Source organism: Dechloromonas sp. A34 (assembly GCF_026261605.1).
Taxonomy (GTDB): domain Bacteria; phylum Pseudomonadota; class Gammaproteobacteria; order Burkholderiales; family Rhodocyclaceae; genus Azonexus.
Window position 1 is genome coordinate 3,328,763 of record NZ_CP102486.1, and the last position, 20,980, is coordinate 3,349,742.

Genomic DNA, 20,980 nt, shown 5'->3' on the forward strand with positions numbered 1-20,980 from the left:
GGTTCCGATCAAGCCGCGCTAAAGGAGGTGTTCCACCGCAACCAGTGGCGTTCGAGCAGGCGGGCGGCGGCGTCGGCGAGCTTGCCGAGCAGCGCATAGAGCAGGATGCCGAGCAGCACGACGTCGGTCTGCAGGAACTCCCGGGCGTTCATCGTCATGTAGCCGATGCCGGACTGCGCCGAAATGGTCTCGGCGACGATCAAGATCACCCACATGAAACCCAGCGCATAGCGCACGCCGACCAGAATCGACGACAGCGCGCCGGGCAGGATGACTTCGCGGTACAGCGACCAGCCCTTCAGGCCATAGCTCTTGCCCATTTCGATCAGCGCCGGGTCGACCGCGCGGATGCCATGGAAGGTGTTGATGTAGACCGAGAAGAACACGCCCAGCGAGATCAGGAAAAGCTTCGCCGTCTCGTCGATGCCGAACCACAGGATGACCAGCGGGATCAGCGCCAGCGGCGGGATGTTGCGGATCATCTGCAGCGTGGTGTCGAGGGCGATTTCGACCTGGCGGAACGAACCGGTCAGCAGCCCGAGCAACAGCCCGAGCCCGCCGCCGATGGCGAAACCGGTCAGCGCGCGCCAGGAGCTGACCCGGACGTGTTGCCACAATTCCCCGCTCGCCGAAAGCGCAAGCCCCGCCTTCAACACGGCAAACGGCTCGGGCAGGATGCGGCTGGAAAGCCAGCCGAGGCGCGCCGCGATTTCCCAGGCGACCAGGATGGCGACGGGCAGCAGCCAGGGGATCAGCACACCACGCACCCGGCCAAGAAGTTTATTGATTCGATGCATGAGGAACTCCAGGGCACGGCTTACAGTTTGGCGATGGAGACTTCGGTGGCCTTGACCAGGGCGAGCACCTCGACGCCGACCTTGAGCTGCAGTTCCTTGACCGAGCGCGTGGTGATCACCGAGGTGACGATGCCGAAGGGCGTCTCGACATCGACTTCGGAGACGACCGGCCCTTCGACGATTTCCTTGATCTTGCCCTTGAACTGGTTGCGGGCATTGATGGACTGGATGGTCATGACATTTTCCCTGTGGAATGGATTGGACGAAGAAATTATGCGCAGCCGATGGGCGCCGACCAACGACGAATCCCTTAGAAGCTTATGCGGCGCATGGCATAGGCTTACAACCGGATGCGGGCTCCACCGCCGGAACGACGGAGCCTCCCGACACCGCGCCGCGAAGGCTTCGGTTACAGCTGCAACAGACGTTTGGCGTTGCCGTAGAGCAGCTTGTCGAGAACCTCATCCTTCCATCCCAGCCGCAGGAAGTCATCGACCGTCTGGCGCATCGCCCGGAAGGGATAGGACGTGCCGAACAGGAACTGCTCGCGCAACACGCCATTCGCCGCTTCGACATAGGCGGCGCTGCCCGGCGCGAACAGATACATGTCGGGACAGAGATGAACGTTCTCGTAGCGGAAGGCGACGCCGATGATCTCGTTCACCCGCGGCCAGAAGCCGTGGTAGCAGATGATGGAGAGCCGGGGAAAGGCCCGGGCGACGCGACCGACGGCAGCCGGATCGTTGTAAGCGAGATCAGGCGTCGTCGGCCCCGACATCAGGCAGACCGGCACCCCCAGCTCCTGACAGGCGTCGTAGATCGGCAGAAACAGCAGATCGTCGGCATGCAGCGCCGGCGCGCCGAAACCGGGTTCGAGATTGATCCCCTTTTGTCCCAAGCCCTTGATCGCGTGCTCGACGCTGGCGAGCGCCGCCGTGACGCCCCGGGCCTGCGGATCGACCGAACCGAGCCCGACAAGTTCGGGATGGCCGGCGCACAACTCGGCGATGCGCTGGTTGCCGACTACCAGGCCCGGCGTGTCGCGGCCGACCACGACGGCCCGGATAATGCCGCTCTGCCGGATTTCCTCGAGATAGCCATCCAGCGTGAAGGAGGCGTGGAAATGGGCGTCGTCCAGCGAACCGGTGCGCCGGTTGAGCCAGCGGGCGGTGTCGTAACCCGCCGTACCCGGCGTGGCGCCGTAGAACTCGGCCAGGAAAGCCGGGCGACTGCGAAAATCGATAATTTTCTGGGTTGTCGTGCTCATTTTTCTCTCCACGAATATGAAAACCGCCTCGCCCCAGTCGAGGCGAGGCGTTCTCCGGACCAGCCGGGTTATTTTCCGGCGACCTGCTTGACGCCCTGGTTCCAGGCCGCATCGGCGACCCGCACATGCTTGGGCACCAGCTTCAGCTCGAAGAACTTGTCGGCGATCTTCTGCTGCGCCGCCAGAACCTCCGGAGTGACCGGCTTGACGCCGTAACTCAGGCGGTGGGCAGCGCGGTCGATGACCGGCAAGTCGATGCCGATCAGCGGCGCAATGAACTTGGCCACTTCCCCGGGATTTTGCTTGCCCCACTGGTCAACCTTGTCGATCTCATCGAGCAGGATGTGCACGATGTCCGGATATTTCTCGGCATAGGCGCGCGCCGACAGGTAGAACTGGTGGTTGGCGACGGCGCCCTTGCCATCGACCAGCACGCGGGCGTTCAACTGCTTCTCGGCAGCCGCCAGGAAGGGATCCCAGATCGCCCAAGCCGCGACCCGGCCGCTCTCGAAGGCGGCGCGGGCGTCGGCCGGGGCCAGATAGGTAACCTCGATGTCGGAGTACTTGAAGCCGGCGTTCTCCAATACCTTGACCAGCAGGAAATTGGCGTTGGAACCCTTGGCCACCGCGACCCGTTTGCCCTTCAACTCGGCGACGCTCTTCACCGGCGAGTCCTTGGGCACCACCAGCGCTTCCGCGCTCGCTGCAGGCGGCTCGTTGCCGATGTAGACCAGGTCTGCCCCGGCAGCCTGGGCGAAGATCGGCGGCGACTCGCCGACCGTCCCGACGTCGATGCTGCCGACGTTGATGGCTTCGAGCAAGGGCGGGCCGAACGGGAATTCCGTCCATTTGACGGCGACGCCCTTGTCGGCCAGCCGCTTTTCCAGGGTGCCGAGGGCTTTCAGGATAACCAGGGTGCCGTACTTCTGATAGCCGATACGCAGTTCCTTTGGTGCATGGGCAGCGGGCTCGGCGCCCGCCGGCCCGACCAGGGCACCGCTCGCTGTCGCGGCAACCGCCAGTAGGCCGGCCAGGCGTTGGAGAGCGCGCCGCAGCCGACCGGGTGTAGTTGTCTGAATCGTGTTCATTGCGGAGCCCCTTAGAAAGCGCGGTCTTCACCGAAGGTAACCCGGTGCAGCAGACGGTGCTGGTTGCCGTAGTCGGCGGTGGCGTAGTGCACGGTGGCCCGGTTGTCCCAGATCGCGACGGTGTTGGCTTCCCAGCGCAGGCGGGCCTGAAATTCAGGGCGCAGGAACTGGGCGAAGAGGAAGGTCAGCAGGGCATCGCTCTGCTGGCGGGACAGCCCCTTGATGCGGTCGGTGAAATTCGGATTCACATAGACGATCTTCTTGCCGGTCACCGGATGCGTCTGCACCACCGGATGCACCACCGGCAGATTGTCGGCGCGGGCCTTGCGGTAGATTTCCTCGCCGTTCTCCAATTGGGCAAAGTAATTCGGCCAGCCGCTGTGCTCGAAGCTATGCACGGCTTCGAGTTCTTCCAGATAGAGCTGCAACGCACGCGGCAGCGAATCGTAGACTGCCGTGCCGCTGGACCACAGCGTGTCGCCGCCGGCCGCCGGAATGATGTGCGAATAAAGGACGGTGCCCGTCGGCGGATTGGCCGAGAAGGTGATGTCGGCATGCCATTGATCGGTGCCGTAGCGATGGCCCACCGGCTTGGTCTCGATCAGTTCGATGGACTGCACGCTGTCGTGCCGCGGGAAGAAGGCCTTGGTCTTGTCCGGATCGCCGAAGACACGCGCCACGTCGATCTGCTGTTCCGGCGTCAATTGCTGCCGGCGGAAGAACAGCACCTGGTATTCCCCGAGCGCCTTGCGCAACTCGGCGCGGACCGCCTCGTCCTGGATTTTGGCGAGGTCGAGGTCGTGAATGAGCGCGCCGATATTCGGCGTGTAAGGCTCGACAATCAAATGCTTGTAGCCTGGAACGGCATTTTCAAGTTTGGACATGCGATATCTCCCGTGGAAAGGTCATGGATGGCCGGCCGATGCCGGTGCCAGGCCAATCTAACGACTGCCGTCAGGGCTGCGAACCATTGATTTTGTCGATCGATATGTCCTTCAGGGGAAGAAGCTAATAACCGTGCGAAGCCGCATAAGCTTCTAAGTTTTTAGTCGTTTGGCCGGGACATGGAGGCCACTACGATGCGTCCATGAGCGATATCAACACCCTGCGCCGCGTGCTGCGCGAAAGCCGCACCCTGGCCATCGTCGGCCTTTCCGCCGACTGGTTCCGGCCCTCCAACTTCGCCGCCAAGTACATGCAGGCGCATGGCTACCGGATCATTCCGGTGAACCCCAAGTACGACGAAATCCTCGGTGAGAAGTGCTATCCGAATCTGGCGGCGATTCCCGAGCCGGTCGATCTGGTCGACGTCTTCCGCAAGCCGGCCGACGCCCCGGCGATCGCCCGCGAAGCGGTCGCCATCGGCGCCAAGGCGCTCTGGCTGCAGATCGGCGTGATTAGCGACGGCGCCCGGGAGATTGCCGAAGACGCCGGCCTGACCGTGGTCATGGATCGCTGCGTCAAGATCGAATACGCCCGCCTGTTCGGCGGCCTCAACTGGTTCGGGGTCAATACCCGGCTGATTTCCTCGCGCCGGCCGACCTGGCTGCCCCACTGAAAGATTCCCATGGCTGATCACGATTACGGGTTCGACACCCTCTGCCTGCACGCCGGCCAGATTCCCGATGCCGCCACCGGCAGCCGCGCCGTGCCCATCTACCAGACCACCTCCTACGTCTTCGACAGCCCCGAGCACGCCGCCAGCCTGTTCAACCTGCAGACCTTCGGCAACGTTTATTCGCGGCTCTCCAACCCGACCGTCGCCGTGCTCGAAGAACGCATCGCCGCCCTCGAAGACGGCCGCGCCGCGGTCGCCGTCGGCAGCGGCATGGCGGCCCAGATGATTGCCCTGCTCAACATCTGCGAGGCCGGCGACGAGATCGTCGCGGCACGCACGCTGTATGGCGGCACCCATACCCAGCTCGACGTCAATTTCCGCAAGCTGGGCATCAACACGATCTTCGTCGATTCCGACGACCCGGAAAATTTCGCCCGCGCCATCACGCCGAAAACCAAGGTGCTCTATGCCGAGACCCTGGGCAACCCGTCGCTCAACGTGCTCGACATCGAGGCCGTGGCGAGGATCGCCAACCAGGCCGGCCTGCCGCTGTTCATCGACAACACCTTCGCCAGCCCCTACCTGTGCCGGCCGTTCCAGTGGGGCGCCGCGATCAGCGTGCATTCGGCGACCAAGTTCATCGGCGGCCACGGTACGACGATGGGCGGCGTCATCGTCGAATCCGGCAAGTTCCCCTGGGACAACGGCAAGTTCGCGACGATGACCGATCCCTCGCCGGGCTACCACGGCGTGCGCTTCTTCGAGACTTTCGGCGATTTCGGCTTCACCATGAAATGCCGCATGGAAGGCCTGCGCACCTTCGGCCCGGCGCTCTCCCCGTTCAATGCCTTCCTGCTGCTGCAAGGCGTCGAAACCCTGCCCCTGCGCATGGAACGCCACTGCTCGAACGCCCTGGCCGTCGCCCGCTTCCTGCAAGATCATCCCAAGGTGGCCTGGGTCAATTACCCGGGGCTGGAAGGCAACCGCTACTACGATCTGGCGCAGAAATACCTGCCGAAAGGCGCCGGGGCCGTGCTCAGCTTCGGCATCAGGGGCGGCGCCGCAGCCGGGCAGAAATTCATCGACAGCGTCGAGTTTCTCTCCCACCTGGCCAATATCGGCGACGCCAAGACCCTGGTCATCCACCCGGCGTCGACCACGCACCGGCAGTTGTCCGAAGAACAGCAGGTCGCCGCTGGCGTGCCGCCCGACCTGATCCGCCTCTCGGTCGGCCTGGAAACGCTAGCCGACATCCTCTGGGACATCGACCAGGCCCTGAGCAAGACTTGAACGCCCGAATATGAATCCAAGCGGCATGCTTGGATTCATATAAGAATTAATTGGTTGGCCGCCGCCAGGGCCTGTCGATAATGGGGTCGATATTCATAACAGCCCCCGGAGACAACATGCCGCTCAGCGACTTGATCAGAACACTCAATGCACCGCAGGGGCCGTCCCCAACCGCTATGCACGCTCCGGGCTCGATCAGCCCTTCGTCGCGGTCGATGGCCGCGTTTTCCTGCACTACGCCAATATCCGGCTCGAATCGAAGTTCCTGCCCATCCTCGAGACGGCAAGCGGCAAGCTGCACGGCCATGCCGCCGCGATCCAGGCCTTCGGCCTGTCCAACGGCATCCAGATGACCCCGGAGGCGGTTTTCGTACTGCCTACCGACGACCACGAATTCGTCTATCTCGACCGCCTGGTGCGCACGCTGCATGCCCTGAACTATCTGACCCGGCCGACCCGCGGCAACCTGCTGCTCCAGGTGCATGCCCGCCACGTACTGAGCGTGCCGGCCGACCACGGCCTGGCCTTCGAGGAGATTTTGCGGCCCTGCGGCCTGTTCCCCGAGCAGATCACGCTGGAAATCGATACCAGCCGCATCGACGATACCGCGCATCTGGTGCGCGCCATCGCCAGCTACCGCTCACGCGGCTACGGCATTGCGGTCGGCAACTTCGGCCACAGCCAGCTCGACTTCGGTCTGCTGCGCGAACTGCAGCCCGATCTGGTCAAACTCGATCCGCTGCTGCTGGCCTCGACGCGGCCGCTACGGAGGATCATCGATTGCCTGCACCAGTTGCCGAGCAAGGTGATGATCGAAGGCGAGGATTCGCGGACTCTGAAGAAGTTTGCCACCGCGGCCGAGGTCGACCTCGTCCAGGCCCATTCCCCGCAGCGTCGCCTGCTACATGCAGACCAGCCGGGCGCTGGAGATTCCCTGGACAGCATCCGGGATGCCGCCTGAGGGAATTTATGAAGAGATAGCCTTAACTCCCTAGCCTCAAAGGGAAAAACCAGGTTACCCACAGAAACTGTGGATAACCATGTGAATAAGCTGTCCAAACAGGCCTTAACACCCCGTTACAAAAGACTTTCACTTACTCTGCCAAAACTCTACGCACAATTCTATCTATATGAAAAAGAACAATTTAATGGATTTTCATTGACATCTTGATCAGTCACAGAATGTCACATTGACGCTATCCGAAAAATGTCGGCTTTGTGCATAAGTCAAGTCTTGACAGAGAAATTATTTACTTAGCGGGACTACTGGGATTGAACCAGAATGTAGCCGCGATTCTCCACCGCATCCCTGGTCCGCATCCCCTGGATGAGGGTCGCCAAGGGCATCCAGACCCAAGGGTGATGGCTCGGATTCACATCCAGGATGAGCACCGAATCCGATGCCGCATCATAGGCACCCAGCGGCGAGATATGCCCCCCGCCGGTTTGTCCAACAGCCCCCCGGTGGTAATTGACGATCACGAAATCCCCTGCACGGTTGAGATTGTCGATCAGATCCTTGCGAATCTCGGCCTCAGCTTTCTGCTCGTCCGCGATGACCAGGCGGGTGCGAATTTTGTGCGCCTGGAGCAGGTCATCGAGTTGGCGCAACTGATAGCCACCATCACGGAGAACCTTGCCATTGATCATGGACGGTTCGCCAAAGACTTGTGCCCTTGTTTTCTTACCCGTGGCGATAACGCTTTCCTGGGTGTGCCTGCGAACCGTCAATTCCAGGTCCTTGGGCAGATAAAGACCATCCGCCGGGATCAAGCGGCTGCGATCGCGGGGCGCCCCCATCCCCTGCGGGTCCAGCGCGTTCAGGACGATCGCCGCCGAGGTCGGCCCACAAAAGGCAATCGTCACCTGTGCTTCAAACTGGTTGGATAAAGGGGCGAAGTCGCTCCTGCCGGCGGCCCGAGCCAATCGATCCAGGCCTTCCGGCGAGGCAAAGGGAACGAGGACCGGTATCCGTACCGGCGATGATTCGTCACGAGCCAGCGCCGCGGGGAGCAGCGTACCGGCTAACAGCAGTGCCGATACGATACGGATTGGCAATAGAGACCAATGCATCACTGAGCCAGCCACTTGACCAGAGGCTCGAACCAGATCGGTTCCGGCGTGTAGAAAAGGCTGTGCCCCATGCCCGCGGCGTAACCACTCTGGATGGCGGTTTCCTCAATCGTCAGGCCAGCATTGGCTGCTTGCAGATCCTTGCAACTGCCCATCCAATCATCCGTCGTGTCGTATTGCGAGAGGATGCGACCCTTCAATTGCCCTTGGGTGTCGGCAATCAGTTTTTCGTAGGTTGCACGAGCATCCGCACCACCGATATTGCGTGCCGACGGCAATGCACAGCCAGCCAGAATGGCGTAGTGGATGCCGGGGTTGGCTAGTCGGGTTGCGGTCGCAATGGTGATGTAGCCACCTTTCGAGTGCCCCACAACGGCGATGTTTTTCGGTGGAACACCTGTGGTCAGCAATTGCGTGATCTGACCAGAAATCTTGTCGGCGTAGGCAGGGACGCGACTACCTTTAGGACGGAACTCGGCAATGACGACGTAGCCCGCTTTGGCAAAAGCATTGGTGAGGCCTGTCGTATCGTAGGTCTTGCGGAATTCCTTGCTGTAACTGTCAGGGCCGAGTTGTTCAACGGACAGGCCATGTTGGAAGAACAGATACTTCTTATTGACGTCGATGCTGGCAGGCAGGTCGCGCAACACCTCCTGCGCTTGGACGGGGGGCATCAGAGTAACCAAAAAGCATAAAACCAGATGAAGCGACTTCATTCATATCCTTCCACAAATAGCTAAAAAAACGGCCACCCGAAGGTGGCAGTTTACGAGGAAGCAACCGTTAAGGAAGCAATTTATGGAATGTCCGCCTTGGGCAGGAAGTCGACCGGCTGTGGAAGTCTCAAAACGAGCAGGAGGACCACTCACCCGTCGGCGGTTTCGCTGGCCGCCTGGGCGGCCCGCCATTCGATGAAACTCTTGATGACCAGCGTCAGCAGCGCGAGGATCGCCAGCAGCGAGGCGACGGCGAAGGCGGCGGCGAACTTGTACTCGCTGTAGACGATCTCGACATGCAGCGGCATGGTGTTGGTTTCGCCGCGGATGTGGCCGGAAACCACCGAGACGGCGCCGAACTCGCCCATCGCCCGGGCATTACAGAGGATCACTCCGTAGAGCAGGCCCCATTTGACATTGGGGATCGTGACATGCCAGAAGGTCTGCCAGCCGGAGGCCCCGAGCACCGTCGATGCCTCCTCCTCGTCCCTGCCCTGCGCTTCCATCAAGGGGATCAACTCGCGGGCGACGAACGGAAAGGTCACGAAGATGGTTGCCAGAACGATGCCGGGCACCGCGAAGACGACCTTCATGTCGTTGTCGATGAACCAGGAACCCAGCCAACCGGTCCGCCCGAAGACAAGCACGAAGATCAGCCCGGCGACCACCGGCGACACCGAGAATGGCAGGTCGATCAGCGTGATCAGGAAGGACTTGCCGGGGAATTCGAACTTGGCGATCGCCCAGGCGGCGGCGACGCCGAACACCAAATTGAGCGGCACCGAGATCAGGGCCGCGATCAGGGTCAGGCGGATCGCACTCAGCGCGTCCGGCTCGACCAGTGCGACCAGATAGGCGTCCCAGCCCTTGCGCAGCGCCTCGTAGAAGACAACGACCAGCGGCATCAGCAGGAACAGGGCGAAGAAGGTCAGCGAGATGCCGATGATGGTCCATTTGACCCAGGCGCTTTCCCGGGTCGCCGGATTGCTTTCATAGCGCTCGGCATGCGTCGGCCCGAGATGGAGAGAAATTGTCGCCGCCATTATTTTGCTTTCCCGGTACGTTTGGCCGTCCATGCCTGGAGGCTGTTGATGGTGATGAGCAGGATGAAGGAAACCACCAGCATGACCGCGGCGATCGCCGTGGCGCCCCGATAGTCGTACTGTTCCAGCTTGGTGATGATCATCAGCGGGGTGATTTCGGAAACCAGCGGAATGTTGCCGGCGATGAAGATGACCGAGCCGTATTCCCCGACGGCGCGGGCGAAAGACAGCGCGAAGCCGGTGAGCAGCGCCGGGAGGAGCGTTGGAAAGATCACCTGGCGGATCGTCTGCCAGCGATTGGCGCCCAGGCTGGAAGCCGCCTCCTCGATCTCCACTTCGAGATCCTCGAGGACCGGCTGCACGGTGCGCACGACAAAGGGCAGACCGATGAAGACCAGGGCGAGCAGGACGCCGAGCGGCGTGAAGGCGACCTTGATGCCGAACTGCTCGACGATACGGCCGATCCAGCCATTGCCGGCCCACAGCGCAGTCAGTGCGATCCCGGCGACGGCGGTTGGCAATGCAAACGGCAGGTCGACCAGCGAATCGACGACCTTCTTGCCCGGAAAGGTATAGCGCACCAAGCTCCAGGCGAGCAGCAGGCCGAAGACGGCATTGATCGCCGCCGCCGCCAGCGAAGCGCCGAAAGTCAGCTTGTAGGAAGCGACGACACGCGGCGTCGTGACCACGTACCAGAACTGTTCCAGCGTCAGTTCGGCGGTCTTGATGAAGACCGCCGCCAGCGGGATCAGGACAATCAGCGATAGCCAGGTCAGCGTATAGCCCAGCGACAGGTTGAAGCCGGGCAAGGCATGGCGGCGGCTCATCGCATCACTTCGCGTAGATATGGTCGAAGGTGCCACCATCGGCGAAGTGGGTGTTCTGCGCCTTGTCCCAGCCATCGAATTCCTTGTCGATGGTGAAAAGCTTGAGGTTGGCGAACTGCTTGGCAAACTTGGCGGCGACCTTCTTGTCGGTCGGACGGTAGTAGTTCTTGCCGGCGATTTCCTGGCCTTCTGCCGAGTACAGGTAGTTCAGGTACTCGGTCGCCACCTTGCGTGTACCCTTCTTGTCGACGATCTTGTCGACCACGGCCACCGGCGGTTCGGCCAGGATGGAAACCGACGGCGTGACGATCTCGAACTTGTCCGGGCCGAGTTCCTTGAGCGACAGGTAGGCCTCGTTTTCCCAGGCGATCAGGACGTCGCCGATGTTGCGTTCGACGAAGGTCGTGGTCGAACCGCGGGCGCCGGAGTCGAGCACTTTGACGTTGCCGTAGAGCTTCTTGACGAAGTCCTTGGCGGTTTCATCGGAGCCGCCCTTCAGGTTCTTGGCGTAGGCCCAGGCGGCCAGGTAGTTCCAGCGGGCGCCGCCGGAGGTCTTGGGATTCGGGGTGATGACTTCGACACCCGGCTTGACCAAGTCGCCCCAGTCCTTGATGCCCTTCGGGTTGCCCTTGCGAACCAGCAGGACGATGGTCGAGGCATAGGGTGAGGCATTCAGCGGCAGCTTCTTCTGCCAATCCCTGGCGAGCAGCCCCTTGTCGGCGATTGCGTCGATGTCGGCGGCCAGCGCCAGGGTCACGACGTCGGCGTCGAGGCCATCGATGACCGCCCGCGCCTGCTTGCCGGAACCGCCATGCGAGGCCTTGAAGGTCACCGTTTCGCCGGTCTTCGCCTTCCAGTGCCTGGCGAAGGCGGCGTTGTACTCCTGGTAGAGCTCCCGGGTCGGATCGTAGGAAACATTGAGCAGCGAGACGTCGGCCAGGGCATTGCCGCCGAGGGCGGCCCCCAGGGCGAGAGCGATCAGGCTGCGACGGATGGTGTTGATTGGCATGGCGGGTATTCCGGAATGGCTAAAGAGGAGATCCAAATTTACGGAAGAACAAAAAAGGATCGAACGACATTATTGTTATTTGGATATTCAGGAGGACCCCGTCCACATCAACGAAAAAATGCCCTGCAAATTTGAGACCGCCAATGGCGCCACGCCAACGACGCAAATCGCGGGAACCTTCGTCCGGTGCCGCACTCCATTCCAACGTCAAGCAGCATGTTGACGGCATCGCTGAGCGACTGCGGGGGCGCGGGGTATCGAGCGCGCAGAACTGCCGTTCGCCGACTGCCCTGGCGTGAAAGATTTGCCCTTGGAATGACGGATTCATCAGACTAAGATGGAACTGCCGTTTGGAAAAAAAATGGCCGGACGATAAACCCCGGGCGCTTCAGCGATTAGCGGGCGTACACGGGACCGACAGAGAATGCATTAGCCAGCAGCGAGGCGCGGATGAGACTTCATGTCTTTATCGCCATGCCCTTCGGTGTCAAAGCCGACGGTAACGGCAAGCTGATCGACTTCGAACAGGTCTATGCGCAACTGCTCAAGCCCGCGCTCGAGGATGCCGGCCTCGAAGTATTACGCGCCGACGAGGAACAGGCCGCCGGCGACATCCGCGCCGACATGTTCCAGGAACTGCTGATGGCCGACCTCGTGGTCGCCGACCTGACGCTGGACAATCCCAATGTCTGGTACGAACTCGGCGTGCGCCACGCCTTGCGGGCGCGCGGTGTCATTCTCGTGCAGGGGCCGCGGGCGACACAGCCGTTTGACATCTATACCGACCGCAAGATGCACTATCACCTGCGTGACGGCGCACCCGATCCCGACACCCTGGCCGCCGAGCGCCGGGCGCTCTGCGAAATGGCGCGCGAGACCCTGCGCGCCTGGCACGGCCGCAAGAGCAGCCCGGTTTACGCGCTCCTGCCCAACCTCGAGGAACCGGCCTGGAACCGGCTGCGGGTCGGCGCAGCGCTCGAGTACTGGGAGCAGTACCAGGAATGGGCGATCCGCATCGAAGTCGCGCGTAATGGCGATCGCCCCGAAGACATCCTGGTGCTGGCCGACGAGGCACCGGTCACGGCGCTGCGCGTCGAAGCCCACCTGAAGGCGGGGGAAGCGCTGCGCCGCATGCAGCACTTCCATTTCGCCCTCGAACAACTCGAACTGGCCCTCGCCTTCGACCCCGACAACTACGAGGCACTCCGCCAGCGGGGCATCTGCCTGCAGCGCATCGGCCGCATCGACGAAGCGCGCGCCGTCTATCAGCAACTGATCGCCCTCGATCCCGACGATGTCGGCGCCTGGGATCTGATGGGCCGCCTCGATAAGGAGGAATGGGTTGCCGCCTGGCGCATCCCCGGTCACAGCGTCGAGCAGATGCGCAGCGATGCCGCCTACGAAGATGCCCTGCTCCGCCAGGCGATCGACAGTTACAGCACCGCCTTCCGCGTCTGCCCGGGCGATTACTTCTCGGGGATCAGTGCCGTCTTTCTCATGCACGCCTATCACGCTCTGACCGGCGACCCCCGCTACCTGGCCGAAGCCGCCACCATGGCCGGCGGCGTCGCCTGGGGCGCCAGTTGCGAGCGCGACGAGGCAAAACGCTACTGGGCCAAGGCCAACCTCGGCGGCCTCTCCCTTCTGCAGGATGACCCGGCGCTGGTTCGGGCCGCCTACAAGGAAGCCATCGTCCATGCCGACAACGACTGGCTGGCCCTCGAATCGACGCTCTCCCACCTGCGCGTACTGAACGATCTGGGCTTCCGCCCGGAGAACGTGCAGATGGCCATCTGCACCATCGAGCGGGCCATGCAGCGGATGGTTCCGCCGGAATACCACTGGCAACCCGACCGGGTCTTTCTCTTTTCCGGCCACATGATCGACAGTCCTGAGCGGCCCGAACCGCGCTTTCCGGCCGACAAGGAGGCGATCGCCGCGGCCCGCATCAGCGAAGTGCTCGATGCCCTGGAGGCTGGCCCCAACGACCTCGCCATCGCCCAGGGCGCCTCGGGCGGCGACCTGCTCTTCGGCGAAGCCTGCCTCGCCCGCGGCGTCCGCTTCCAGATGCTGCTGCCGCTCGCCGAGCCGGAATTCATCGAAGCCTCGGTATTGCCGGCCACCGACGGCGAAAACTGGCGACGGCGCTACTACGCCCTGCGCGACAAACTGACCCTGCCCATCCGCATCATGCCCGATGCCCTCGGCCCGCTGCCCCAGGACCGCGAGGGACGCACCATGGACCCCTTCGTACGTTGCAATTTATGGCTGCTCTACAGCGCCCTGACCCAGGGCATCTCGCGCGTCCGCTTCATCTGCCTGTGGAACGGCGGCGGCGGCGATGGCGCCGGCGGCACCGCCCACATGGTCCGCGAAGTCAAGCGACGGACCGGCCAGGTGACCTGGCTCGATACGCGACAACTGTGGTGAAGCCAACTTTCCCGCCCCCAAACCCAAAGGAGACCCATCATGAGCAAGAAAGCACTCTGCATCGGCATCAACAACTACCCCGGCACGCACATGGACCTGCAAGGCTGCGTCAATGATGCCCAGGACTGGGCGACCGCCCTCGCCGCCCGCGGTTACGCCACCACCAGCCTGCTCGACAGCCAGGCCACCAAGGCCGCCATGGTGGCGGCGATGAGCGACGTGATCGGCGCCGCGGTCAAGGGCGACACCGTCGTCATCACCTTCTCCGGCCACGGCACCTACCAGCCGGACACCGATGGCGACGAAGCCGACGGCCTCGATGAAGCGCTCTGCCCCTACGATATCCAACTCCAGCATGCCGCGCTCACCGACGACGAGATTCACGACATTTTCCTGAGCCGCAAGGCCGGTGTCCGCCTGCTCCTGATTTCGGACAGTTGCCACTCCGGCACCGTGACCCGGGCCGCGCCCGCCGAGCCGGAGGCCGACGGGCCGCGACCGCGCTTCATGCCGATGGGCAACTGGCTGCCCGACGATCAGTTGCCCAAGAACCGTTCCGGCGGCGTGGCCGCCCATGTCGCCGCGCCGAGCAGTGCCTCGCCCTTCCTCCGCGCCTACTCCCGGCAACTCGGCGACCTGCTGATTTCGGGCTGCAAGGAGGGCCCGAACAACTTCAGCTACGACGCCCGGATCAACGGGCGCTTCAACGGTGCCTTCACCTATTACGCCCTGAAGACGCTCAAGGACATGAAACCGGGCGCCACCTACTCGGCCTGGCACAAGGCCATCGTCAAGTACCTGCCGTCGGCCAGCTATCCGCAGAGCCCGCAACTGGTGGGCAGCCGAACCGCCCGCGGCCTGAAGATATTTGAATAGACGCCGCCGATCGGCCGGCCAGGGCGCCCGTCCTGGTCTTTAGTTCTTGCCCGGCCGCGCCCCGCCAATCCCCCAGGAGCCCACGATGACTGATCAAACGCCCTCTGCCAGCCTCTACCTGCAATCCGCCAGCCCGCGCGGCAACGAGATTCCCGCCCTGCTGCGCAGCACCACGCGTTCCGGCGGCAGCGAAATCGACCCCCTGCTGGCCGGGCTGGTCGTCGAAAAGAGCTACTCCCTGGGCGCCGCCACCCGCGGCGGGCCGCCGGGCGAAAAAGTCGGCATTGCCGCCGAACCCAATCGGGTGCTGGCGCTGGAGGCCGAGGACGGCACGATGATCTTCATTCATCCTGACCAGCTGAACGCCGATGTCGCCCGCCTGCAGCCGGAGGCGATGGTCGATGGCGCCGTCGACCTCGAGCGTTTCCGTGACCCGAATGCCGCCAGCCGCGGGTTCGGCGACGTCATCTGGAAGGTGATCTCGGTGCTGCGCCTGCCGACTGACGGACTGGCCGAAGAAGCCATGGCGCTGGCCCGTGACTGGGCGATCGAGCAAGCCGAAGAGGCACTCGACGAACCCTTGAAGGGCAAACTGCTGGACACCGCCACCTTCCTCGGCGCCAAGGCGCTGATGTGGAAGATCGAATCCCGGCTGGCCGGGCGGCCCGGCCTCTATCGCTGGCACGACAAGACAATCGCCGCCGCCGATTACTGCCCGCCCGAAGCGCCCGCCCTCGACGCGGCGCGCGCCGGCCAACCGATGCTGCTGCTGATCCACGGTACCGGCTCCTACACCGTCGGTGGTTTCGCCGACCTGCGAGCCGACGAGACCACCTGGCGGGCGCTCATCGAGCGCTTTCCCGGCGGCATTTTCGGCTACGAGCACCGGACTTTCTCGCAAAGCCCGCTGGAAAACGCCGTCGAGGTGCTCAACGCCCTGCCGCCAGGCGCCCGGGTCAGCATCCTCAGCCACTCTCGCGGCGGGTTGGTCGGGGATCTGCTCTGCCTCGGCCAGGTCGGCGCCCCGGCCATCGACGCCTACCGGATCGGCACCGCCGAAGCGACCGATCCGGCCGGCCTCGAACGGGAAGCCGCCGAGGAGCGGGATCGCCTGCGGCTGATCGTCAAACTGATCGGCGAACGGCGGATCGCCGTCGAACGTTACGTCCGGGTCGCCTGCCCGGCGCGCGGCACGCGCTTCCTGTCCGACAATCTCGACGTCGCCCTGTCGGACTTCCTGAACCTCATGAAATGGGGCGGCGGCGCCCTGGTCGGGGTGGCGGCGGCCGCCCTCGGCGGCCCGGTGGCCGGCGAAAGTTTTGGCCGGGGCGCTTCGAGCGCCTTTGGCGTGGTCAATCGCCTGATTCTCGAAATCGCCGGTCGGCGGATCGACCCGCGGATGATCCCGGGCATTGCCGCGATGTGCGTCGATTCGCCGCTCGCTGCCTTTCTCGCCCATCCCGAAACCCGCCGCCGCGACGGCATCGCCATGGCGGTCATCGCCGGCGACACCGAATTCAGCGGCCTCGGGCTCAACAACCTCGGGCGCCGGGTCGCCAACCTGTTTTGCGACTGGCGCCTGTTCGACGACTACGACAACGATCTGGTCGTCGATACCGATTCGATGTATGCCGGCCTCGGCTTCCAGCCCGGCACCGGCTATCTCTACGACCAGGGGGAAACGGTCACCCATTTCCGCTACTTCTTCAACCAGTCGACCCGCGATGCCGTGCATGCCTGGCTGGCCGACGATCCGTCCCGGGAAACCCACTTCGAGATCCTTGCCGCCGGCGAGCAGGCGCCCTGGAAAGAGCGCGACAGCCGCCGGGTCCAGCGTGGCGGCGAACGCCAGCCGCGGCCGGTGGTCATCCTGCTGCCCGGCATCATGGGCTCCCACATCGCCGTGCACGACAAACGGCCGAAGGATATCGACCGCATCTGGTTCAACGCCTTCCGCCTGGGCTTCGGCCATCTTTCGCGGATCGCCGACATCGCCGATCCGCAGGCCTTTGCCGAGGATATCTGGGAGCGCATCTACGGCGACCTGGCCGACTATCTCGGCGCCACCCACGAGGTCATCCGCTGTCCCTACGACTGGCGGCAGCCGGTCGGCCTCTGTGCCGATGCCCTGCAGCAACGGATCGCAGCCGCCATCCAGGACAACCCCGGCCAGCCGGTCCGCCTGCTCGCCCACAGCATGGGCGGCCTGGTCGCCCGTTGCCTGATGGAAAAATATCCGGAGTCCTGGCAAGCCGTGGTTGCTTCCGGCGGCCGCCTGGTCATGCTCGGCACGCCGAACAACGGCGCCCACCTGATGGTTCACACCCTGCTCGGCAAAACCAGTTCGATGCGCGGCCTGGAAAAGCTCGACACCCAGCACAGCCTGCAGGAAGTGCTCGACATCGTCGGCGGTTTCCCCGGGGCCCTGACCCTGCTTCCCCGCCCGGCCTGGAACGATGTCGGCAACGACCCGCGGGTGCCGACGGAGCAGTATTACCTGGCCGACACCTGGCAGGATCTCCGGAACTGCAATACCGACCGCTGGTACGGCGACAAGATCGGCGCCCTGCCGAGCGCCGAATTCCTTGGCCTGGCCAAGGCCTTCTGGGAATTCCTGCCGCGCAACGAGGTACCCGACCCCGACCGGGTCTGCTACGTATACGGCCAGGGCGAGAAAACCCCCTGCGGCGTGGTGAAGACCGCCGACGGCCGCCTGCAACTGCTGTTCACCAGCGAAGGCGACGGCTCGGTAACCTGGGCCTCGGGTCGCCTCGACAACGTGCCGGACAACGAGCGCGGCTGGTACATGCCGATCGAACACGGCGACCTGGCCAGCGTCGAGGAGCACTTTCCGGCCATTCTCGACCTCGTCACCCGCGGCACCACCGACCAGCTCGAACGTCTGCCCCAGACGCGCGGCGCCGCGGCCGCAACCTTCGTGCTCGAGGCCCCGCCACCGGTGATCCCCAGCGAAGACGAACTGGCCCGCGCCCTGATCGGCAGCACCCCGCGCCGCCGCCAGCGCCCGCCCAAGGCCGGCCTGGCCGTCTCCGTGCTGGCTGGCGATCTGCGCTTCGTCGATCAGCCGGTCATCTGCGGCCACTATATCGGCGACCCGATCGCCGCCGCCGAGGCCATCCTCGACAAGGAACTCGACGGCCGCCTCAGCGAGCGCGAACGCCTCGGGGTCTACGCCGGCGAAATCGGCACCGCGGCCATCGTTCTGCCGCCGCGCAGCACCGGCCAATCGCTGCGCGACAGCCGGCCGGGCGCCATCATCGTCGGCCTCGGCGACTTCAACGGCCAGCTCGGTGCCCGGCAGATCAGCGAAACCGTGCGCACCGCCGTGCTCCGCCTGCTGCTCCTGCTGCGCGACACCAGCGCCCTCGGCAGCGAAACCCCGATCCGCCTCTACAGCCTGCTGCTCGGCGGCAACTCGACGGCCCATATCAGCGTCGATGAATCGGTGGCCGCCGTCACCTGCGGCGTTCTCGAAGCCAACAACCAGTTCGCCCAGGTCGTGGCCAACTCCGAGTTTCCGGGGAATCCGGTGGCGACGCTGACCTTCATCGACATCTATCGCGACGTGGCGATCACCGCCGCCCATGCCGTATCCGAATTGCCGCGGACCCTGGCCAGCCAGTTGCGGGCGCTGAACGCCGAGCTCGACGTGGCGCGCAGCCTGGAAATCGGCAAGGGTGTCCGCGAGCGGCTCGCCGCCCGCAGCGGCCAGGGCTACTGGTCGCGGCTGATCATTACCGATGCCGACGCTCCCGACGGCAACCTGCCCCCCGATAGCACCGAGGCGTCGGTCCGGTCGCCGCTCCCGCCCGCCCGGCTGCCGGTCCTCGCCGCCCAGCCCGCCAGCGCCACCGACGTCGGCAGCACCACCCCGCCAGCCGATGCCGCGCCAGGCGAAACGCGCTACCTGCCGGAACGCCTCAAGTACGTCTTCCTCTCCCAGCGCGCCCGGGCCGAAGCCCTGGTCCAGCAGCGCCAGCCGGGCCTGATCGAGGCCATCATCCGCAAGCAGCGCCTGACCAACACCCCCAATCCGCAACTTGGCCAGACCCTGTTCCAGCTCATGGTGCCGGTCGCCTACAAGAGCGCCGCCCGCGAAAGCCCCCGTCTGCTGCTGATCCTTGACAGCTACACCGCCAGCCTACCGTGGGAACTGCTGCAGGCCGACGATGAACCGCTCGCCGTCCGTTCGCCGATGGTCCGCCAGCTGATCACTGCCCGCTTCCGCGGCATGGTGCCGAGCGCCAACAGCAATTCCGCCTGCATCATCGTCGCCCCCAGCACCTACGGCTACCATCGCCGCTTCGGCGGCAAGACCGAAGCCCTGGCCGAACTCCCCGGCGCCATCCGGGAAGGCGAGGCGATCCGCGACAAACTGCGCGAAGCGCGCTGGACCAACATTGTCTGCGGCGCGGACGGACGCGAGGCGATCGACGTGCTGGCCGACCTCTACCATGCCCCCTACCGCCTGCTCGCCATCTGCGGCCACGGCATTTTCGAGGCCAAGGGGGTCGATGGCCGAAGCTACAGCGGCGTCGTCCTCTCCGACGGCCTGCTGATCACCGCGGTCGAAATCGGGCTCATGGAAGTCGTCCCCGAAGTCGTCTTCCTCAGTTGCTGCCACCTCGGCAGCATGAGCCACGAGGCCGCCCAGCCCAATCGCCTGGCCTACAGCCTGGCCCGCGAACTGATCGACATCGGCGTGCGCTGCGTGGTCGCCGCCGGCTGGGCGGTGGACGATAGCGCGGCCGAAACCTTCGCCACCGTCTTCTTCGACAAGCTGACCACCGGCGACACCTTTGGCGACGCTGTCTTCGCCGCCCGCGTCGCGACCTACGATCAGCATCGGGCGACCAATACCTGGGGCGCCTACCAGGCCTATGGCGATCCGGCTTACCGCCTCGGCCCGCCCGACGGCCGGCGCGCGGAGTCGAACCGCCGCTACATGGCGGTCGAGGAATTGCTCGATCAACTGGAAAACCGCCGCATCTCCCATGCCACGCGGGCGGGTCGCCAGGCGCCGACGAGCTTTGCCACCGACGCCGCCTGGGTGCGCCGCGAACTCGCCCGCTGCCCGCCGGAATGGGCGCGCCGCCCCGAGGTCCTGCAGGCGCTCGGCCGGCTCTACGCCGAATTCGGCGACGCCGGCTTCCAGGCGGCGCGGGAAGCCTACCTGGCCGCCCTGCAGAGCGAGGATGGCGCCGGCCGGGTCGGCTGTCAGGTCATCGAACAGCTGGCCAACCTCGAGGCCCGATGCGGCGACAAGCTGATCAATCAGGGACACCAGGCCGACGGCCTGGGCCTGCTGGACACTGCCGCCCGCCGCCTGCTCGCCCTCGATACCGCGGTCGACGGCCAACCCGCGCTCAGGAATCCGGAACGCGCCGCCCTGCTCGGCAGCACGCTGAAGCGCCAGGCGGCGGCCCAGGCCAAACTCGGCAAGCCCGGCTGGAAAGCCATCGCCGCCACGCTGGACGCCGCTGCAGCCGCCTATCGCAAGGCGGGTGGCGAGAGCGCCGCCGATTCCTACAACACTCTCAACGCCCTGGCTTTTGCCTGGCTGGCCGGCCGCCTGTCGACCACCCCGGAAGAAGGCGCCGAACTGGCCCGCCGCTGCAGCGCCGAGGCCAGCCGGCGCTTCGCCGCCAGCAAGAGTTTCTGGGATGCGGTCGGCATGCCGGATGCCGCGGTTGTCGCCTGGCTGCTGAGCGGCAAGACCACCGACCCGGATGAACAGTTGCGCACCGCCTACCGGCAACTGGCCCGCGAGGTTCCCCATACCGCCCGCGAATGGGACTCGGTGGCAACCCAGCTGCAGCTGCTCGCCCGCTTCCTCGAGCTGCGCCAGCAGGCCGGCGACGCCGAACGGGCCGCCCTGCTCAAGCGGCTGGCCGACCCCGAGGCCCCCTCCCCAGCCGCCGCCCCGGCGAGTGGCCGGCGACGGGCGCCGGCACGCAAGAAAACAAGCTGAGCCCTTCCATCAAC

The 20,980-nt window shown here is 64.5% G+C and carries 17 protein-coding genes; 6 read left to right on the forward strand and 11 right to left on the reverse strand.

Annotation, left to right across the window (positions count from 1 at the left end; genetic code table 11):
• Positions 1 to 8 precede the first annotated feature (8 nt).
• The 5 genes from ssuC to NQE15_RS16685 form a co-directional block, all read right to left on the reverse strand.
• Entirely contained in the window at positions 9 to 797 is a 789-nt protein-coding gene (gene ssuC / locus NQE15_RS16665; RefSeq protein ID WP_265942846.1) for an aliphatic sulfonate ABC transporter permease SsuC, read from the reverse strand.
• Between the two features lie 20 nt (positions 798 to 817).
• On the reverse strand, positions 818 to 1,033 hold the full coding sequence (locus NQE15_RS16670; RefSeq protein WP_265942848.1) for a TOBE domain-containing protein: 216 nt from the start codon (positions 1,031 to 1,033) through the stop codon (positions 818 to 820).
• Positions 1,034 to 1,206: 173 nt separating this feature from the next.
• Positions 1,207 to 2,064, reverse strand: coding sequence for an amidohydrolase family protein (locus NQE15_RS16675; protein ID WP_265942849.1), 858 nt, complete (start codon positions 2,062 to 2,064; stop codon positions 1,207 to 1,209).
• Positions 2,065 to 2,132: 68 nt separating this feature from the next.
• Positions 2,133 to 3,152 carry a sulfonate ABC transporter substrate-binding protein gene (locus NQE15_RS16680; protein WP_265942851.1) on the reverse strand — a complete coding sequence of 340 codons (1,020 nt, stop codon included), beginning with the start codon at positions 3,150 to 3,152 and terminating at the stop codon, positions 2,133 to 2,135.
• Between the two features lie 11 nt (positions 3,153 to 3,163).
• Positions 3,164 to 4,036, reverse strand: a complete 873-nt coding sequence (locus tag NQE15_RS16685; protein WP_265942853.1) for a TauD/TfdA dioxygenase family protein — start codon at positions 4,034 to 4,036, stop codon at positions 3,164 to 3,166.
• Positions 4,037 to 4,239: 203 nt separating this feature from the next.
• Between NQE15_RS16685 and NQE15_RS16690 the strand changes: the two genes are divergently transcribed.
• Both NQE15_RS16690 and NQE15_RS16695 read left to right on the forward strand, forming a co-directional pair.
• Positions 4,240 to 4,710, forward strand: coding sequence for a CoA-binding protein (locus NQE15_RS16690; RefSeq protein ID WP_265942855.1), 471 nt, complete (start codon positions 4,240 to 4,242; stop codon positions 4,708 to 4,710).
• Between the two features lie 9 nt (positions 4,711 to 4,719).
• Positions 4,720 to 6,000 carry an O-acetylhomoserine aminocarboxypropyltransferase/cysteine synthase family protein gene (locus NQE15_RS16695; protein ID WP_265942857.1) on the forward strand — a complete coding sequence of 427 codons (1,281 nt, stop codon included), beginning with the start codon at positions 4,720 to 4,722 and terminating at the stop codon, positions 5,998 to 6,000.
• A gap of 46 nt (positions 6,001 to 6,046) precedes the next feature.
• Here NQE15_RS16695 and NQE15_RS16700 read toward each other — a convergent pair whose 3' ends face one another.
• On the reverse strand, positions 6,047 to 6,307 hold the full coding sequence (locus NQE15_RS16700) for a hypothetical protein (protein WP_265942859.1): 261 nt from the start codon (positions 6,305 to 6,307) through the stop codon (positions 6,047 to 6,049).
• Between NQE15_RS16700 and NQE15_RS16705 the strand changes: the two genes are divergently transcribed.
• Positions 6,296 to 6,961 carry an EAL domain-containing protein gene (locus NQE15_RS16705; protein WP_265950321.1) on the forward strand — a complete coding sequence of 222 codons (666 nt, stop codon included), beginning with the start codon at positions 6,296 to 6,298 and terminating at the stop codon, positions 6,959 to 6,961. The two genes, NQE15_RS16700 and NQE15_RS16705, sit on opposite strands and share 12 nt — an antisense overlap.
• Before the next feature lie 302 nt (positions 6,962 to 7,263).
• Here the strand turns inward: NQE15_RS16705 and NQE15_RS16710 are convergent, their stop codons facing one another.
• From NQE15_RS16710 to NQE15_RS16730, 5 genes are all read right to left on the reverse strand, one after another.
• Positions 7,264 to 8,073: a phytochelatin synthase family protein gene (locus tag NQE15_RS16710; RefSeq protein WP_265942861.1), complete on the reverse strand. Its 810-nt coding sequence runs from the start codon at positions 8,071 to 8,073 to the stop codon at positions 7,264 to 7,266.
• Complete coding sequence (locus tag NQE15_RS16715) at positions 8,073 to 8,789, reverse strand: alpha/beta hydrolase family protein (protein WP_265942862.1); 717 nt, start codon at positions 8,787 to 8,789, stop codon at positions 8,073 to 8,075. The genes NQE15_RS16710 and NQE15_RS16715 overlap by 1 nt, the downstream gene beginning before the upstream one ends.
• Positions 8,790 to 8,938: 149 nt before the next feature.
• Positions 8,939 to 9,832: a sulfate ABC transporter permease subunit CysW gene (gene cysW / locus NQE15_RS16720; RefSeq protein WP_265942865.1), complete on the reverse strand. Its 894-nt coding sequence runs from the start codon at positions 9,830 to 9,832 to the stop codon at positions 8,939 to 8,941.
• Positions 9,832 to 10,659 (reverse strand): sulfate ABC transporter permease subunit CysT, encoded by an 828-nt coding sequence (gene cysT, locus NQE15_RS16725; protein WP_265942867.1) that lies wholly within the window; start codon positions 10,657 to 10,659, stop codon positions 9,832 to 9,834. The genes cysW and cysT overlap by 1 nt, the downstream gene beginning before the upstream one ends.
• A 4-nt stretch (positions 10,660 to 10,663) precedes the next feature.
• Complete coding sequence (locus NQE15_RS16730; RefSeq protein ID WP_265942869.1) at positions 10,664 to 11,668, reverse strand: sulfate ABC transporter substrate-binding protein; 1,005 nt, start codon at positions 11,666 to 11,668, stop codon at positions 10,664 to 10,666.
• A 450-nt stretch (positions 11,669 to 12,118) separates the two neighbouring features.
• On the opposite strand from NQE15_RS16730, the gene NQE15_RS16735 reads away from it, so the two are divergent.
• From NQE15_RS16735 to NQE15_RS16745, 3 genes are all read left to right on the forward strand, one after another.
• A complete protein-coding gene (locus tag NQE15_RS16735) occupies positions 12,119 to 14,098 on the forward strand; it encodes a tetratricopeptide repeat protein (RefSeq protein ID WP_265942871.1) in 1,980 nt (659 codons plus the stop codon).
• A 39-nt stretch (positions 14,099 to 14,137) separates the two neighbouring features.
• Positions 14,138 to 14,974 (forward strand): caspase family protein, encoded by an 837-nt coding sequence (locus NQE15_RS16740; protein ID WP_265942873.1) that lies wholly within the window; start codon positions 14,138 to 14,140, stop codon positions 14,972 to 14,974.
• 85 nt (positions 14,975 to 15,059) lie between these two features.
• The gene (locus NQE15_RS16745) at positions 15,060 to 20,966 is read left to right on the forward strand and encodes a CHAT domain-containing protein (RefSeq protein WP_265942875.1); all 5,907 of its coding nucleotides are present in this window, start codon (positions 15,060 to 15,062) and stop codon (positions 20,964 to 20,966) included.
• Positions 20,967 to 20,980: the final 14 nt, after the last annotated feature.